The 16533-nt window shown below is 72.8% G+C and carries 16 protein-coding genes; 12 read left to right on the top strand and 4 right to left on the bottom strand.

Annotated features, from left to right (window positions below; genetic code table 11):
- Positions 1-16 precede the first annotated feature (16 nt).
- Positions 17-1174, bottom strand: a complete 1158-nt coding sequence (gene proB / locus Prubr_RS08105; RefSeq protein WP_425517992.1) for a glutamate 5-kinase — start codon at positions 1172-1174, stop codon at positions 17-19.
- A 13-nt stretch (positions 1175-1187) separates the two neighbouring features.
- Here proB and Prubr_RS08100 point away from each other — a divergent pair, with 13 nt between their 5' ends.
- The 3 genes from Prubr_RS08100 (at position 1188) to Prubr_RS08090 (ending at position 4640) form a co-directional block, all read left to right on the top strand.
- The gene (locus Prubr_RS08100) at positions 1188-1496 is read left to right on the top strand and encodes an MGMT family protein (RefSeq protein ID WP_212823212.1); all 309 of its coding nucleotides are present in this window, start codon (positions 1188-1190) and stop codon (positions 1494-1496) included.
- A gap of 125 nt (positions 1497-1621) precedes the next feature.
- Positions 1622-3100 (top strand): MFS transporter, encoded by a 1479-nt coding sequence (locus Prubr_RS08095; protein WP_212823210.1) that lies wholly within the window; start codon positions 1622-1624, stop codon positions 3098-3100.
- A gap of 22 nt (positions 3101-3122) precedes the next feature.
- Entirely contained in the window at positions 3123-4640 is a 1518-nt protein-coding gene (locus tag Prubr_RS08090) for a pyridoxal phosphate-dependent decarboxylase family protein (RefSeq protein WP_212823208.1), read from the top strand.
- Positions 4641-4683: 43 nt separating this feature from the next.
- Here Prubr_RS08090 and Prubr_RS08085 read toward each other — a convergent pair whose 3' ends face one another.
- Both Prubr_RS08085 and Prubr_RS08080 read right to left on the bottom strand, forming a co-directional pair.
- Entirely contained in the window at positions 4684-5928 is a 1245-nt protein-coding gene (locus Prubr_RS08085; protein ID WP_212823206.1) for a hypothetical protein, read from the bottom strand.
- Entirely contained in the window at positions 5921-6472 is a 552-nt protein-coding gene (locus Prubr_RS08080; RefSeq protein ID WP_212827729.1) for a SigE family RNA polymerase sigma factor, read from the bottom strand. Before Prubr_RS08080 ends, Prubr_RS08085 begins: the two co-directional genes overlap by 8 nt.
- Before the next feature lie 159 nt (positions 6473-6631).
- Here Prubr_RS08080 and Prubr_RS08075 point away from each other — a divergent pair, with 159 nt between their 5' ends.
- Both Prubr_RS08075 and Prubr_RS08070 read left to right on the top strand, forming a co-directional pair.
- Positions 6632-7177, top strand: a complete 546-nt coding sequence (locus Prubr_RS08075; RefSeq protein WP_212823192.1) for an NADH-quinone oxidoreductase subunit B — start codon at positions 6632-6634, stop codon at positions 7175-7177.
- A 29-nt stretch (positions 7178-7206) separates the two neighbouring features.
- Positions 7207-8517, top strand: coding sequence for a DUF2252 domain-containing protein (locus tag Prubr_RS08070; RefSeq protein WP_212823190.1), 1311 nt, complete (start codon positions 7207-7209; stop codon positions 8515-8517).
- Between the two features lie 52 nt (positions 8518-8569).
- Here Prubr_RS08070 and Prubr_RS08065 read toward each other — a convergent pair whose 3' ends face one another.
- On the bottom strand, positions 8570-9625 hold the full coding sequence (locus Prubr_RS08065) for a glucose 1-dehydrogenase (RefSeq protein WP_212823188.1): 1056 nt from the start codon (positions 9623-9625) through the stop codon (positions 8570-8572).
- 103 nt (positions 9626-9728) lie between these two features.
- On the opposite strand from Prubr_RS08065, the gene Prubr_RS08060 reads away from it, so the two are divergent.
- From Prubr_RS08060 to Prubr_RS08030, 7 genes are all read left to right on the top strand, one after another.
- A complete protein-coding gene (locus Prubr_RS08060; RefSeq protein WP_212823186.1) occupies positions 9729-10355 on the top strand; it encodes an NADH-quinone oxidoreductase subunit C in 627 nt (208 codons plus the stop codon).
- Positions 10355-11314 carry a complex I subunit 1/NuoH family protein gene (locus Prubr_RS08055; protein ID WP_212823184.1) on the top strand — a complete coding sequence of 320 codons (960 nt, stop codon included), beginning with the start codon at positions 10355-10357 and terminating at the stop codon, positions 11312-11314. The genes Prubr_RS08060 and Prubr_RS08055 overlap by 1 nt, the downstream gene beginning before the upstream one ends.
- Before the next feature lie 142 nt (positions 11315-11456).
- Positions 11457-12014 carry a NuoI/complex I 23 kDa subunit family protein gene (locus Prubr_RS08050; RefSeq protein WP_425518039.1) on the top strand — a complete coding sequence of 186 codons (558 nt, stop codon included), beginning with the start codon at positions 11457-11459 and terminating at the stop codon, positions 12012-12014.
- Between the two features lie 144 nt (positions 12015-12158).
- A complete protein-coding gene (locus tag Prubr_RS08045) occupies positions 12159-12698 on the top strand; it encodes an NADH-quinone oxidoreductase subunit J family protein (RefSeq protein WP_212823182.1) in 540 nt (179 codons plus the stop codon).
- On the top strand, positions 12695-13072 hold the full coding sequence (gene nuoK / locus Prubr_RS08040; RefSeq protein WP_212827725.1) for an NADH-quinone oxidoreductase subunit NuoK: 378 nt from the start codon (positions 12695-12697) through the stop codon (positions 13070-13072). The genes Prubr_RS08045 and nuoK overlap by 4 nt, the downstream gene beginning before the upstream one ends.
- Positions 13069-14955, top strand: a complete 1887-nt coding sequence (locus tag Prubr_RS08035) for an NADH-quinone oxidoreductase subunit 5 family protein (RefSeq protein WP_212827723.1) — start codon at positions 13069-13071, stop codon at positions 14953-14955. The genes nuoK and Prubr_RS08035 overlap by 4 nt, the downstream gene beginning before the upstream one ends.
- Positions 14955-16481, top strand: a complete 1527-nt coding sequence (locus tag Prubr_RS08030) for a complex I subunit 4 family protein (RefSeq protein WP_212823180.1) — start codon at positions 14955-14957, stop codon at positions 16479-16481. Before Prubr_RS08035 ends, Prubr_RS08030 begins: the two co-directional genes overlap by 1 nt.
- The last annotated feature ends 52 nt before the right edge of the window (positions 16482-16533 follow it).

The raw sequence follows: 16533 nt of genomic DNA, 5'->3' as shown, positions 1-16533 counted from the left end.
TCCAGCACGGTAGCCGTCACAGCAGTACCAGGTCGTCGCGGTGGACGACCTCTCGTTCGTATCCGGGGCCGAGCGTCGCGGCCAGTTCGACCGTGGACCGGCCGAGCAGGCCGGGCAGTTCCACCGCGTCGTAGTTGACCAGTCCCCGGGCCACCGGGGCGCCGGCCGCGTCGACCAGGTCGACCGGGTCGCCGGCGGTGAAGGTGCCGTCGACGGAGGTGATCCCGGCGGGCAGCAGCGACTTGCGACGGTTCACCACCGCCTGCACCGCGCCCGGGTCCAGGTGCAGCCGGCCGCGCGGCGAGGTGGCGTGGGCCAGCCAGAACAGCCGGGCGGCCGGGCGTTTCGGCATCCGGTGGAAGAACGTGCCGACCGCTTCGCCGGCCAGCGCCGGTGCGGCCAGCGGTGCGGCGGTGAGCACGACCGGGATGCCGAACCCGGTGGCGATCTTCGCCGCCTCGACCTTGGTGACCATGCCGCCGGTGCCGACGCCGGCCCGCCCGGCCCGGCCCACGGCCACCCCGGCGAGGTCGGCGTCGGTGCGTACCTCGTCGATCCTCCGGCTCTCCGGCCGGGTCGGGTCGCCGGTGTAGAGCGCGTCCACGTCGGAGAGCAGGACCAGAAGATCGGCGTCGACCAGGGCGGCGACCAGGGCGGCGAGCCGGTCGTTGTCGCCGAAGCGGATCTCGTCGGTGGCCACCGTGTCGTTCTCGTTGACGATCGGGATGGCCCGCAGGTCGAGCAGCTTGCGCAGGGTCCGGTAGGCGTTGCGGTAGTGCGCCCGCCGGGTGACGTCGTCGACGGTCAGCAGCACCTGACCGACGGTCCGGCCGCGCCGACCGAAGCTGGCCGTGTAGTGGCCGATGAGCAGCCCCTGCCCGACGCTGGCGGCGGCCTGCTGGGTCGCGAGGTCGCGCGGCCGGCGGGGCAACCCGAGCGGAGCCAGGCCGGCGGCGATGGCGCCGGACGAGACCAGTACGACCTCCCGGCCGCCTTCGGCGAGCCCGGCGAGTACGTCGGTGAGGGCGTCGACCCGGTTGGTGTCGAGCCCGCCGACCGCGGTGGTCAGCGACGACGAACCGACCTTGACCACGATCCGCCGCGCCGACAGGACTGCTTCGCGCACCCGCCCATTCTGCGCGGTTCGGGTGCACGCGGGCGTCTCGGCTCCCATATGGTGGCGGGTCGTGACGCCAGAGGAGTACGTGGAAGAGGTCCTCACGCTCGTCGAGCGCATCCCAGCGGGCCGGGTGATGACGTACGGCGCGATCGCCGACTATCTGGCCGACCGGTCCGGGCGGGCCTCGGCACGACTCGTCGGCGGGATCATGGCCCGGCACGGCTCGGGCGTGCCGTGGCACCGGGTGGTCGGCGCCGGCGGCCGGCTGCCCCCCGGCCACGAGGCCGAGGCGGCGACCCGCCTGATCGGCGAGGGCGCCCGCCTGAACGGCCTGAAGGTCGACATGAAGATCTCCTCCTGGTACCCCTCCCCATGACCCGCGTGATCAGGGAGTAAGTCCGGCGTGTCGCCGGCGCGCCGCGCGACGGGCTCCCTGATCACCCCGATCATGGCCGGCCGGACGCTGTCCAGCGGGGGCGGCGACGGCTAGCATGCCGATTCATGAATGCGTCTCATGTCCGGGGCGCCGGGACCGGCGGTGGGAGCGGTAGCCCGTCCGGTGGCGGCGCGGCGTCCGGTGGCGCGGCGTCCGGCGGCGTGCCACCACCCGGCGGCGGGCTGCCCCGCCGGGTGCACGGCGGGTACGCCCTCGGCTCGCTGGTCACCGGCGCGTTCGGCACCGTACCCGGGCTGTTGCTGCTGCCTTACCTGACCGACACGCTCGGCATCGCCGCCGGGCTCGCCGGCCTGCTCGTGGTGCTGCCGAAGGCGTGGGACGTACTGGTCAACCCGGTCGCCGGCCGGATCTCCGACCGCACCCGCACCAGGTGGGGCGCCCGGCGCCCGTATCTGCTGGTCGGCGGGCTGGCCCTGGCCGTACTGTTCGCGGCGATCTTCGCGGCGCCGTTCGGCAACGGATCGGCCGCCGGCGGGTACGTCGCCGTCGCGTTCCTCCTCACCGCCACCGCGTTCGCGTTCTTCCAGGTGCCGTACGTCGCCATGCCGGCCGAACTGACCGACTCGTACGACGAGCGCACCCGGCTGATGACCTGGCGGATCGCCGTACTGGCGCTGGCCATCCTGGTCTCCGGGGCGGTCGCGCCGGCCGTGGTCACCGCGGGCGGCAACGGGATCCCCGGCCACCGGCTCATGGGGCTGTTCGTCGGCGCGCTGATCGTGATCGGCACGATCGGCGTCTTCTTCGGCACCCGTGGCGCGCCGACCGGCACCGTTCAGGAGAGCGAACCGAGCCTGCGTGCCCAGCTCGCCGTGGCCACCGCCAACCGCCCGTTCCGGGCCCTGTTGATCTGCTTCGTCGTCCAGTCGGTCGGCATCGGCACGGTGCTCGCCGGCGTCGCGTACTTCGCCGGCCAGATCCTGGAGAGTCCCGACGCCGGGCCGACCGTGCTCTTCGCCTGCTTCGTCGGCCCGGCACTGCTGGTCATGCCGGTCTGGAGCCGGGTCGGCGCCCGGCTCGGCAAGCTGCGCGCGTTCGTCGCCGCGTCGCTGCTCTTCGCGGTCGCGGCGCTGGTGCTGGTCGCCGCCCCGGTGTTGCCGGTCGTGGTCGTCTACCTGCTGGTCGCGGTGATCGGCTGCGGGTACGCCGGACAGCAGGTCTTCGCCCTGGCGATGCTGCCGGACTGCATCGCGTACGACACCGCGCGCACCGGCCGCCGGCAGGCGGGGGTGTTCACCGGCCTGTGGACGGCGGGGGAGACCTTCGGCCTGGCGCTCGGCCCCGGGGTGTTCGCGCTGGTGCTGCAACTCTTCGGCTACGTGTCGTCGGACACCGGGCTGGCCGCCGACCAGTCCGACACCGCCCGGCTCGGGGTGCTGCTCGGCTTCACGGTCCTGCCGGCCCTCGCCGTCGGACTGGCGGTGCTGCTGCTGCGCGGCTACGACCTCACTCCCGAGCGCCTTGCGGCCGCCGGTCCGACCAAGCCGGTTGACCAGGCACAGCCCGCCGAGCCGGTAGCGTGATCGACATGAGCGAGTGGGTGGCATGAGCGAGCGGAGCGACCGCGTGGCGTGGGCGCTACCGGCGCGGGGCGTACCGGCGGACCGGGTCCTCGACGAGATCCGGGCGCTGCGGTCCGCGGACCGGCCGACGCACGGCGGCCGGCTCTTCGCCTACGTCTACGACCCGGCCGTGCCCGGCCTCGACGATCTGGCGATGTCCGCCCACGCGCTGTCCGCACACGTCAACGGCCTCGACCCGACCGCGTTCCCGTCGCTGCTGGCGATGGAGAACGTCCTGGTCGGCGCCGCCGCGTCGGTGCTCGGCGGCGGGCCGGACACGTCCGCGCCGGACGTCGTCGGCAGCGTCACCGGCGGCGGCACCGAGTCGCTGATCCTGGCCGTGAAGGCCGCCCGTGATGCCCGCCCCGAGGTGGCGGTTCCCCGGCTGGTGATTCCGGTCAGCGCGCACGCCGCGTTCGCGAAGGCGGCCCACTATCTCGGCGTCGCCCTCGACCTGGTGCCGGTGTCGACGGTGGCGCTGCGCCCCGACCCGGCCGACGTCGCCGCCGCGATCGGCCCGGACACGGTGCTGGTTGCCTGCTCGGCGCCGTCGTACGCGCACGGGGTCGTCGACCCGGTGCCCGAGATCGCGGCGGTCGCCGCCGCGGCCGGCGTACGCTGCCACGTCGACGCCTGTTTCGGTGGCTGGACGCTGCCGTACCTGCGCCGGCTCGGCGTCGAGGGGCCGGCGTTCGACTTCTCCGTACCCGGGGTCACCTCGATCTCGGTCGACCTGCACAAGTACGCGTACTGCCCGAAGGGCGTCTCGGTCCTGCTGCACCGGGACGCCGCGCTGCGGGCGCCGCAGTACTTCGCGTTCGCCGACTGGCCCGGCTACACCATGATCAATCCGGTGATCTCGTCGACCCGGTCCGGCGGCCCGATCGCCGCCGCGTACGCCACCCTGCGCCACATCGGCGACGACGGCTACCTGGCGCTGGCCGGGCAGACCCTTGATGCCGTACGCGGCCTCGCCGCCGCCGTGACCAAGGTGGACGGCCTGCGGCTGATGGCCGAACCCGAGTCCACCGTCGTCGCGTTCACCTCCACGGATCCGGCGCTCGACCTGTTCGTCCTCGCCGACGAACTCACCGCCCGCGGCTGGCACACCCAACCCCAGATGGCGTACGGCGATCTGCCGGCCTCCATCCATCTGACGGTGACCGCGGCGGTGGCACCGCGGGTGGCCGAGTTCGGACCGGCCCTGCAGGCCGCGGCGGCCGCCGCCCGCGAACACGGTCCGGTTCGGCTGCCCGACGAGGTGCTCGCCCTGCTCGGCTCCCTCGCCCCGGAGCAGTTGTCCCCGGAACTGGTCGAAGGGCTCGCCGGCGGCCTCGGCCTCGTGATCGGCGGCGCCGAGCCGGGAGCCGGGACGGGGGCCGCCCCGCTGCCGGACCGGTCGGCGCTCGTCAACACCGTGCTCAACGTCGCCCCGCCCCGGATGCGTGAACGCCTGCTGATCGAGTTCGTCGGCCTGCTGCAGCGGCCCACGTACGGCTGAAAGCGCCCGGCCGGGACGATCCGGCCGGGCGCTTCAGGGTGGATCATCGGTAGTTGAACGGATCCTGGTTGTCGTCCGGGTTGCGGTCCGGCACGTCGTTGACGCGCTCGACCACCGCGGTGCCGATGCCGGTCGCCGCCCAGTCCTTGTTGTAGCTGATGCCCAGCACCAGGGTCCGCTGCTGACCGGCCCGCAGCGGCCCGAGGATGCAGACCGGGTTCTGCTCCGGAGGGATGCCGACGACGGGGATGTCCCGGCTGGAGCAGGTCGACCAGCCGTCGCCCTCGGCGATCAGGGTCACCCCGGTGTCCCAGAGGAAGCGGAGCCGGACCAGGTCGGCGTCGACCGGACCGGCATTGCGGATCACCACGGTGACGACGCCGTGCCGCATCATGTCGTCAGGCTGCTCGGTGAACCGCACGTCGGTCGCGGTCACCGACAGGTCGGTACGTGGTGGGCCGGCGGTGGGCGAGGGCGTCGCCGGGCCGCCCGGGCCACCTGGGCCGCCCGGGCCGAAGGAGGTCGGGCCGCCGATCTGGACGAAGTTGGCACCGTCGAGCGCGTAGGTCCGCCACTGCCGCCGGATCGACTCCAGCGGTATGCCGCAGCACATGAACCGGTCGCCGACCTCGATCCGGATCGAGCCGTCGGCCCGTGGATCGAGCGCGCGGACGTCCTCGATGCCCCCCGTTCCGCTGCGTACCACCGCGCCCATCGTGATGATCTTGCCGCCGGTGTCCCGGTCGAAGGCGATCACCTGGGCCGGTCCACCCTGGCCGACCAGGCACTGCACCTCCGCCAGCGTCTCCGCCGCCCCGTCCCGGTCGACGTCGCCGTAGGCGATCAGACCGAGCCAGATCGCCGGCTGGTTGGTGGGTGCGGCCTCCAACCGGGCCTGATCGGTCCGGCACCCCGGGCTCCCGGGCCAGGGTGGCAGGTCGACCTTCGTGCCCAGCAGTTCGGCGCGGCTGATCCGGCCGTCCGGGACAGCGCTCGGACTGGCGGAAACGGTCGGTGCCGGCAGGGTGGGTGTCAGCGTCGCCGGAGGTTCGGTCGGCGCGACGGTGGCCCCGGTCTCGGGGCGCTGCACCGGGTCCTGGAGCGCCGCGTATCCGGCGACCGGACCGGCGACGAGCAGCACCGCGACGGTCGCCCCCGTGACGGCGGCGCGGTGTCGACGTCGGCGGACCGTGGTCCGCACCGCCGCCGGCCCGGCCGGCAGCACCCGTTCGAAGACCTCGCCGCGCAGGGCGGCGAAGGCGTGGTCGATTTCGTCGTACTCAGCCATGGTTTTCCCCCCTGAGGTCGGCCAGTTGGCTGGCCAGCGCCAACCTGCCGCGATGGAGCCAGGACTTGACGGTGCCCTCGGCGACGCCCTCCTGTGCGGCGATCTCCGCGACACTGAGATCGGCGAGGTGGTGCAGGACCACCGCGCGGCGGTATTTGGCCGGCAGCCGGGTCAGGGCGGTGGCCAGCAGCACCCGGTCCGGGCTCGGCCCGGGCACGTGCTCGACGCGCTGCCGCTGAAGAAAGGCGTGCGCGGTGCGCATCCGGCGCCACCGGCTGGTCGCCAGATTCCAGGCGACCCGCCGCAGCCAGGCCACCGGGTCGTCGTACCGGATGACCTTGTCCCAGCGGGCGAAGGCCCGGCAGAACGCGTCCTGGGCGAGGTCCTGCGCCTGGGCGAGGTCGCCGGTGTAGGCGTACATCTGGGCGGTCAGTTGCCGGTAGTGGGCGTGGTAGAACTCGTCGAATCCGTCCTCGCCGGGCTGGACGGCCGCCGGCCGCCGCCGGTGTTCGCCGTCCGGCGGCTCGTCGAGGCGTGGATTCATCGTCGTCGTCACATCTTCCTCCCCGTTCCAGCGGGCGGGTGCCCCCCGATGGTCGTTACACGCTTCGATGACCCCGACGGTTGCGCGCCGCCGGCACCCGCCGGCTGTGGTTCACTGTCGGGTGGCCGACCCGAGTCGGCCGGCCGGAGAGGGGGCGACGTGCAACTTCCCGCGGTGCTGGGTGAGCCCATCCGGTTCGTGCTGAACTGGGGCCGCCGCTACTCGCTCTGGGTTTTCAACTTCGGGCTGGCCTGCTGCGCCATCGAGTTCATCGCGGCCAGCATGTCCCGGCACGACTTCATGCGGCTCGGCGTGATCCCGTTCGCGCACGGCCCCCGCCAGGCTGACCTGATGGTCGTCTCCGGCACCGTGACCGACAAGATGGCCCCGGCCATCAAGCGCCTGTACGACCAGATGCCGGAGCCGAAGTACGTCATCTCGTTCGGTGCCTGCTCCAACTGTGGCGGGCCCTACTGGGACTCGTACTCGGTGACCAAGGGGGTCGACCAGATCATCCCGGTCGACGTCTACGTGCCGGGGTGCCCGCCCCGGCCCGAGGCGCTGCTGCACGGCATCCTGCGCCTGCAGGAGAAGATCGCCGCCGAGCAGTCCGGACCCGGCGGTGTGTCCCGGCCCGACCCGCTCGTGTCGCCCGTCGACACCGCCGCGCTCACCGCGGCCCCCGTACGTCCGCCGGCCTCCTAGGCTGGCCCGGGGCGGATAGCCTGCCGGGCATGACGACTGAGCAACGCGCCGAGCGCCTCGTCGAGGTGCTGATCGCCGAATTCGGGGAGCTGATCGCCCTCGATCCGGCGGCGTTCCGGCGCAAGTTCCGCAAGATGGCCGCCTCACCCTTCGCGTTCTACCGCGGCAGCGCGTCCGTCTTCTACGCCGACCTGACGGGCGACTTCGCCGACGAGAGCTTCCTCGACGAGCGGACCAGCCGGGTCTGGATCCACGGCGACCTGCACGCCGAGAACTTCGGCACCTACATGAACAGCTCCGGCGAACTGGTCTTCAACGTCAACGACTTCGACGAGGCGTACGTCGGCCCGTTCTCCTGGGACCTCAAACGGTTCGTGGCGAGCGTGGCGCTGATCGGATACGCCAAGGCGCTGTCCGACGACGTGATCACCGACCTGGTGACCAGGTTCGCCACCTCCTACCTGACCGAACTGCGGGCCATCGCCGCCGGCGGCGACGACGCGATCGGCTCGATCACGCTGGCGAACGCCGACGGGGTGCTGCGTACGGTGCTCCAGCAGGCCCGGCTGAACACCCGCGTCGACCTGCTGCGCGAGCAGACCACGATCGACAACTACGAGCGGCGGTTCGCCATCGGCGACGGCGTCTTCGAGATCGACGACGAGACCTGGGAGCAGGTCGCCTACGCGTACCACCGGTACCTCGGCACGCTGCCGGCGGCGGGCGCCACGCTGCGCCCGGTCGCCACCCACATCAAGGACATCGTGCTGCGCAAGGGGGTGGGCATCGGCTCGGCCGGCCTGCCGTCCTACAACCTGCTGCTGGAGGGCAGCACGCAGGCGCTGGAGAACGACGTCATCATCTACATGAAGCAGGCCCAGGTGCCGGCCGTGGCCCGCCACATCGACGACGAACGGGTCCGTGGCTACTTCCGCCACCAGGGCCACCGGACGGCCGAGTCGCAGCGGGCGCTGCAGGCGCACGCCGACCCGTGGGTCGGGTTCACCGAACTGGGCGGCATCGGGCAGCTCGTCGCCGAGGTGTCGCCGTACGCGGCCGACCTCGACTGGGCCGACGTCAACGAGCCGGAAGACCTGGCCGCCGTGATCGCCGACCTCGGCCGGGCGGTCGCCCGCATGCACTCGGTGGCCGACGACGAGTCCAGCCACGACCTCGTCGACTACTCCACCGAGGAGGCGATCGTGGCGGCGGTCGACAAGAACGACGCGGCGTTCGTCCCGCACCTGGTCGAGTTCGCGCACGCGTACGGCCTGCGGGCCCGCGAGGATCACCAGATCTTCGTCGACCTCTTCCGTAACGGCCGGTTCCCCGGCCTCTGACGGTCACCGCGCCCCGCGCCTCCCGGGTCGGCCCGTCCCGGGAGGCGGGAGGTCAGCCGTTGGCGGCGGGAAAGTCCAGGACGACCTTGATGTCGTCCGGCTGCCCCTCGTACGCCTCGGCGTGGTGTGCGACGTCCTCGCGCCGGGTGATCAGGCTGCCGAGCCAGCCGACGTCGGCCCGGGCCAGCGCCTCCGCGGCCTGCAACCAGTGCCGACGATTGGCGTTCACCGAGCCGAAGACGACGTTGTTCTCCAGCACCAGCGAGCGGTTCAGCGCGCCCGCGTCGATCTCGATGGTCCGCCCACCACTGGACACGCCGGTGAGGCACACGATTCCATTCCGGCCGACCTTGTCCATCACGTCGATCACCACGGTCGGCGCACCGGTGCACTCCAGCACGACGTCCGGCTCGAAGTCCAGGTCCATCACCGTCCCGGCGTGGTACGTCGCACCGAGCCCGTCGACCAGCGCCGGCTTGTGTCCCCGCTCGGCCCGGTCGAGCACGTGCACCTCCAGCCCGCGCTGCTGGGCGAGCAGCGCGGCGAGCAGACCGATCGGCCCGGCGCCGGTGACCAGCGCCCGACGCGGCCGCCACACCGCGCGGGCCCCGATCCGGTCGATGTGCTCCCACCCCTTGGCGACCACGCTCGCCGGTTCGAGCAGCACCCCGACCTCGGCGAGACCCGGCGCGAGCGGTACGGCGAACTCGGGCTGGGTCCGCCACCGCTCCCGGGCGAACCCGTGCAGGGCCTTGATCCCGTGTTCGGTGTAGCGGCCGTTGCGGCACATGTCCCACTCCCGGGCCGCGCAGTTCGCGCAGGGCACCGGGTCGGGATGACGCACGATCCCCGCGACCAGCTCACCGGGCCGCAGCTGACCGGTCGGATCCTCGATCACCCGGCCCAGTGACTCGTGGCCGAGGACCAGGGTGTCGGAGCCCTCCGGTGCCTCGCCGAACCCGCCGTCGATGATCTCCCGGTCGGTGGCGCAGACACCGACCGACAGCGCCTCGACCAGGACCGGTCCCTCGCGCGGAGGCGGTTCCGGGAAGTCGTCGACGAGCCGGAGCGAGTCCGGTGTGCCAGGTATCACGGTGACTGCGAACACGGGTGACATTGTCGCCCGGTCCGCGCCGCGCCACACCGGAAACGGCGTCGTGCCGGCCGGTCAGGGCTTCGCGGCGGCCGGCGACCACCATAGGATCGCGGGCATGACGCCCGAAGAGGTCGGTGAGCGGCTGGCCGCGGTCCTGGGGGCCGCCGGCACCGGCGACGTCGCGGTCGGTGTGTCCGGTGGCGGAAGCCACGCCCGGGCCACCGTCGACGTGCCGCCGCAGGACTGGCACGCGGCCGTCCGGTCCGCCCGCGACGACACCGAGTTGGCGCTCGACTTCTTCGACTGGCTCTCGGCCGTCGACGAGCTGCCCGACGGCTTCACCCTGGTCGTGCACCTGTGGTCGACCGGCCACCGGCACGGCGTGCTGCTGCGGACCCGGCTGCCACGCGAGGCGGCCTCGGCACCGTCGGTCGTGGATCTCTTCCCCGGCGCGTCCTGGCACGAGCGGGAGACGCACGAGATGTTCGGCATCGACTTCGCCGGCCATCCCGACCTCGCGCCGCTGCTGCTGCCGCCGGAATTCGAGGGGCATCCGCTGCGCAAGGAGTTCGTGCTCGCCGCGCGGGTCGCGAAGGCGTGGCCGGGGGCGAAGGAGCCCGGCGAGTCCGAGGCGGGTGCGAGCCGGCGGGCACCGATGCGGCCGCCGGGCGTACCCGATCCCGCCGAGTGGGGTCCGAACCGGCAACGACCGCCGGCGACCGGCCCGGACGGGACCGTCTGATGCCGCTGTGGGTGGAGCTGACCGTCCGGATCGTCGGTGTCGTCGTCGCCTTCCTCGCCCTGCCGCTGATCGTCGGGCAGGTCGAACACAAGGTGATGGCGCACATGCAGGGCCGTCTCGGCCCGATGTACGCCGGCGGGTTCCACGGCTGGGCGCAGCTCGTCGCCGACGGGGTCAAGTTCGTGCAGAAGGAGGACGTCACACCGCGGGCGGCCGACGGGCCGGTCTTCCGGCTCGCGCCGGTCGTGGCGCTGGTGCCCTACCTGCTGGTGCTGCTGGTCATCCCGCTCGGCCCCGACGACCTGGTCGCCCAACCGCTCGACATCGGACTCTTCTTCGTGCTGGCCGTCGTCGGCATCGGGGTGGTCGCGGTGCTGATGTCGGCGTGGGCGTCGGCGAACAAATACAGCCTGCTCGGCGGGCTGCGGGGCGCCGCGCAGCTGCTCGGCTACGAGCTTCCGCTGGTGCTCGCGGCGGCCAGCGTGGCGATGGCGGCCGGCACGTTGTCGCTGCCCGGCATCGTCGAGGCGTGGCGGCCCTGGTGGCTGCTGTGGCAGGCGCCGGCGCTGTTCGTCTTCTTCGTGGCCGGGCTGGCGGAGATCCGCAGGCCGCCGTTCGACATGCCGATCGCCGACTCCGAGCTGGTCTTCGGCTACCTGACCGAATACACCGGGCTGCGGTTCGCGTTCTTCCTGCTCGCCGAATACGTCGGCATCGTGGTCATCGCCGCGCTGACCACCGTGCTGTTCCTCGGCGGCTGGCAGGGGCCGATCGACGACCAGCTCGGTTGGCTGTGGACGCTGGTCAAGGTCTTCGCGGTGTCGTTCGTGATCATCTGGGTCCGGGTCAGCTATCCCCGCCTGCGCGAGGACCAGCTGCAACGACTGTGCTGGCTGGTGCTGGTACCGGTCGCGTTGGGCCAACTGGTGCTGACCGCCGCGGTCCGGGTCGCCCTCTGAGGCGGCCGCGGGTGCTCGCGTACGGCGGGACGAAGGGGGAGGATGTGGGCCATGCACAGCGAGGTGGCGGCATGAACGGGGTGGCATCGTGAGCGTGCCCGGCGAGGGGCTGGCCAAGGGGCTCGCCGTCACCCTCAAGACGATGACCCGCCGTTCCGGCACCCAGCAGTATCCCGACGTCGAGCCGGACCTGCCGCCCCGCAGCCGGGGCGTGATCGCCCTGCTGGAGGAGAACTGCACGGTCTGCATGCTCTGTGCCCGGGAGTGCCCCGACTGGTGCATCTACATCGACTCGCACAAGGAGGAGGTCGTGGTGCCGGGGGCGGCGCGGGCCCGCCAGCGCAACGTGCTCGACAAGTTCGACATCGACTTCTCGCTGTGCATGTACTGCGGGATCTGCGTCGAGGTCTGCCCCTTCGACGCCCTGTACTGGTCGCCGGAGTTCGAATACGCCGAATACGACATCCGTGATCTCCTGCACGACAAGGACCATCTCGGTCAGTGGATGGCCACCGTCCCGCCACCGCCGGCCCACGACCCGAACGGCGAACCCTCCAAAGAGGAGGCCACCGCGGCCCGCAAGGCCGCCGGTGGCCCCGCGACCGGCCGGGCCGCCGGTGGCCCGGCCGCGACCCGGGTACGGCCACAGCGCCCCACCGGCCCCGCGGACCCGTCCCCTCCGACCAACGCCGACGCATGACCGAGCGCGGCGAGGGAATCGGTTGGCTCGGATGCGGTCGTGTGGCGGCCGAGCGCAGCGGAGTCGACACATGACCGAGCGCGGCGAGGGAATCGGTTGGCTCGGATGCAGTCGTGTGGCGGCCGAGCGCAGCGAGGTCGACACATGACCGGGGCGGACGTGCTGCTGATCGCGCTCGGCCTGGTGGCGGTGGGTTCCGGGCTGCTGGTGGTGACCACCCGGCACCTGGTCCGCGCCGGCCTCTACCTCGTGGTGTGCCTGGGCGCGATCGCCGGCCTCTATCTGGTGCTGACCGCCGAACTCGTCGCCTGGGTGCAGGTGCTGATCTACGTCGGCGCGGTCGTGGTGCTGCTGCTGTTCGCGGTGATGCTGACCCGGGCGCCGATCGGCGCCTCCGATGACCTCGACCGGCCCGGCTGGCCGGCGGTGCTGATCGGTGCCGGCACCGGCCTCGGCCTGTCGGCCCTGCTCGTCGACGCCTTCCGCTGGTCCATGGTGGACCTGCCCGAGCCGGGCAGCGCCGAGCGGTTGGGCGCCGGGATCTTCGGCTCGTGGGTGCTGCCGTTCGAGCTGCTGTCGGTGCTGCTGCTGTCCGCGCTGGTCGGCGCGATCGTCATCTCCCGGCACGACATCGGCTCCGGGCACGGCAACGGCTCCCGGGCGACGGGGGAGGAGCGCCGGTGAGACCCGTCATCCCGTACGTCGTCGCCGCGCTGCTCTTCGGCATCGGCGTCTACGGCGTACTGCGGCGCCGCAACGCGATCCTGGTGCTGATGGCGGTCGAGTTGATGCTCAACGCGGTCAACCTGATCCTGATCACCGCCGACACCACCGTCCGGGCCGCGCTGCCGCACAGCGGACAGACGTTCGCGCTGTTCATCATCGTGATCGCCGCCGCCGAGGTGGGGGTCGGCCTGGCGATCGTGTTGCAGCTCTACCGCCTGCGGGCCACCGTGTCGGTCGACGACGTACGTCTCGATGCCGCGCCCGGCCTCGCCTCGGCCGCCGAGAAGGGCTCGACGGCGCTGGCCGACCCGGGCCGGGCGGCGGTGTCCTGATGGCGCCGGAGACGCTCGGTCCGCTGCTGCCGCTGGCTCCGCTGTTGGCGGCCGCCGTCGGTCTGCTGTTGCCGCGCGGGGCGCGGACCGCCGCGGCCGCGTTCGGTATCGGCGGAACGGCACTGGCCCTGCTGGTGGCCGTGGGCCTCGCCATGACCGTCGACGGCCCGGTGGAGACCAGCGTCCGCTGGGTCGAGTTCGGCGATCTGGCCGTCACCCTCGGCGTACGGCTCGACGGTGCCGCCGTGCTGGTCGCGCTGGCGGTGACCGTCGTGGCGCTGGCGGTGCAGGTCTACTCGGTCGGCTACCTGCACGACGACACCCGCTACGGGCCGTACGCCGCCCAGGTCAGCCTCTTCACGGCCGCGATGCTGGTCGTGGTCGTCGCCGGTGACCTCATCCTGCTGCTGGTCGGCTGGGAGGTGATGGGCATCTGCTCGTATCTGCTGATCGGCCACGACCGCCGGCTGCCGGAGGCGCCGGCCGCCGCGGTCAAGGCGTTCCTGGTGACCCGGGTCGGTGACGTCGGATTCCTGCTCGGCATCGCGTTGCTGGGCATCGCCGCCGGCAGTTTCCGGATCTCCGACGTGCTGGCCGCGGTCGGCGCGGGCGAGGTCGGCGGCGGCACCCTGACCGCCGCCGCGCTGCTGCTGCTCGCCGGCGTGGCCGGTAAGAGCGCCCTCTTCCCGCTGCACACCTGGCTGCCGGACGCGATGGCCGGCCCGACGCCGATCTCCGCACTGATCCACGCGGCGACGATGGTGGCCGCCGGAATCTACGTGGTGACCCGCCTCGACCCGGTGTTCGCCGGCGGCGACCCGGCCCTGCTCGTGCTCGGTGTGCTGGCCGTGGTCACCATCGCGCTCGGCGGCCTGGCGGCCACCGCCCAGGACGACATCAAGCGGGTGCTCGCCTGGTCGACGGTGTCCCAGATCGGCTACATGGCCGCCGCGCTCGCGGTCGGCGCGACCGGCGCGGCCCTGTTCCACCTGCTCACCCACGCCGCGTTCAAGGCCCTGCTCTTCCTCGCCGCCGGCTCGGTGATCCACGCTGTCGGCAGCAACTCGATGAGCGAGATGGGCGGGCTGCGACGCCGCATGCCGGCGACCTTCTGGTCGATGACGGTCGGGCTGGCCGCGCTGGTCGGGCTGCCACCGCTGGCCGGTTTCTGGAGCAAGGAGGCGGTCCTGCACGCCGCCTCGTCCACCGGGGCCGGCTGGCTGCCGCCGACGATCTACGGGGTGGGGCTGGTGACCGTGGCGGTGACCGCCTGGTACGCGACCCGGCTGTGGCTGCGTACGTTCTTCGGCGCGCCCCGGTCGGCGGGGGCCCGGGCCGCGCACGAACCGCCGGCCGCGATGGCCGGTCCGGTGCTGCTGCTGGCGGTGCCGAGCGCGCTGCTGGGGCTGGCCGGATACACCGACTGGCTCGCCGGCCGGCTGCTGCCACCGGCGACCGCCGAACACCCGTCCGACCTGCTGCCGGCCCACACCAACCTCATGCATCTCGGCCCGGAGGTGGCGCTGCCGCTGGCCGCGCTGCTGGTCGGTGGGGTCGGTGCCTGGCTGCTGTGGCGGCGGGACACGGCCGCCGATCCCGCGACCGCGCTCGGCCCGGCCCGGCGGGTGTTCGCCGCCGCGTTCGGGCTGGACGCGCTCCAGCGTGCGGTGGTCGTACGGCCGGTCGTCGCCCTGGCCCGCGCCGCCCGCCGCACCGACGAGAAGGTGGTCGACGGCGCGGTGCTGGGCACCGGGCGGGCGACCGTGGCGCTGGGTCGGGGGCTGGCCCTGCTGCACCGGGCCGGGTTGCCCCGGGCGGCGACCGCGGTCCTGGCCGGCGCGCTGCTCGTCGCCGTGGCCGCCGCGACCCTGGGGGTGCTGTGATGACCACCGGGCAGGTGGCACTGGTCGCGGTTCTCGCCGTACCCGCCGTAGGTGCCGTAGCGGTCGCCGCCCTCACCCGGCGCGCCGACCGTACGGCCCGGGTCGTCGCCACCGTCGTCGCCGCGGTCGCCTTCCTGATCAGCCTTGCGCTCTACGGCATCGGTGACCGGGGATGGGCCCGTTACCAGGCGGAGGCGGCCGGGCCGGGCATCCTGCCCTGGCACGAGCTGGACCTCACCTGGGTACCCGGTCTCGACCTGCGGTTCCATCTCGGGGTCGACGGGATCTCCTACCCGCTGGTCGTCCTCACCACCCTGCTGACGCTGCTCTGCTGCGCGTACTCGCTCCGGCACGTCCCGGCCGGCGGACCCGGTGGATACCTGGTCGCGCTGCTGCTGGTGATCGAGGTCGGGATCGTCGGCACCTTCCTCGCCCTCGACCTGGTCCTCTTCTTCGTGTTCTTCGAGGTCGTACTGCTGCCGATGTTCGTGGTCATCGCCGGATGGGGCGGCGAGGACCGGCGCCGGGCGGCCCGCAAGTTCGTCCTCTACACACTCTTCGGGTCGGTGCTGCTGCTGGTCGGGGTGGTGACCGTGGTCGCCGCCGCCGGCACCGCCGACATCGTGGCGCTCACCGGCGGCGCCAACCTGTCCCGAACCACCCAACTGGCCGCGTTCGTGCTGCTCGCGGTCGCGTTCGCGGTGAAGAGCCCGCTGTGGCCGCTGCACACGTGGCTGCCCGACGCGCACACCCAGGCACCCACCGTCGGCAGTGTCATCCTCGCCGGGGTCCTGCTCAAGATGGGCACGTACGGAATCATCCGGATCGCGGTCGGCGTCGCGCCCGAAGGCGCCCGCTGGGCCGCCCCGGTGCTCGGCGTCCTCGCCGTGGCCGCGGTCGTCGTCGGTTCGCTGGTGTGTCTGCGGCAGACCGACCTGAAGCGGCTCATCGCCTACTCCAGCGTCGGCCACATGGGCTTCGTACTGCTGGGGGTGGCGACCCTGACCGCGACCGGCATCGAGGCGGCCCTGATCGGCAACGTCGCGCACGGCGTCATCACCGGACTGCTGTTCTTCCTGGCCGGCGCGATCAAGGACCGGTTGCACACCGGCAGCCTGACTGAGCTGGGCGGGCTGCGGGAGCGGCTGCCGGCGCTGTCCGGCCTGTTCGCGTTCGCCGCCGTGGCGTCGCTCGGCCTGCCCGGCCTGGCCGGCTTCTGGGGCGAGGCGTTCGCGGTGGTCGCGGCGCTGCAACGGGGCGGCCCGCTGTGGACGACGCTGGCGGTGGTCGCGGCCGTCGGCGGCGCGCTGACCGCCGCCTACTTCCTGCGGCTGTTGCGCCGGCTCACCCACGGTCCGGCCAGCCCGGTCGTCGCCGCCACCCCGGCCGCCCCGATCGGGGCGGGTGAACTGGTCGCCTGGTCGCCGCTGGTCGTCCTGGCGCTGGCCGTCGGTCTCATACCCGCCCTGGTGCTCGGCGTCGCCGGCGCCCCGGTGGAGGCGTTGACGGGGGTGGTCGGTCAGTGAGCGCGAGGAGTGCAGCGCAGCGGAGCCCCGCAGTCGCGATCGAAGGGGCGAT

The organism is Polymorphospora rubra, assembly GCF_018324255.1.
GTDB classification, from domain to species: domain Bacteria; phylum Actinomycetota; class Actinomycetes; order Mycobacteriales; family Micromonosporaceae; genus Polymorphospora; species Polymorphospora rubra.
The sequence above is the reverse complement of the archived record's forward strand: the minus strand, read 5'-3'. Positions and strand labels throughout refer to the sequence as shown.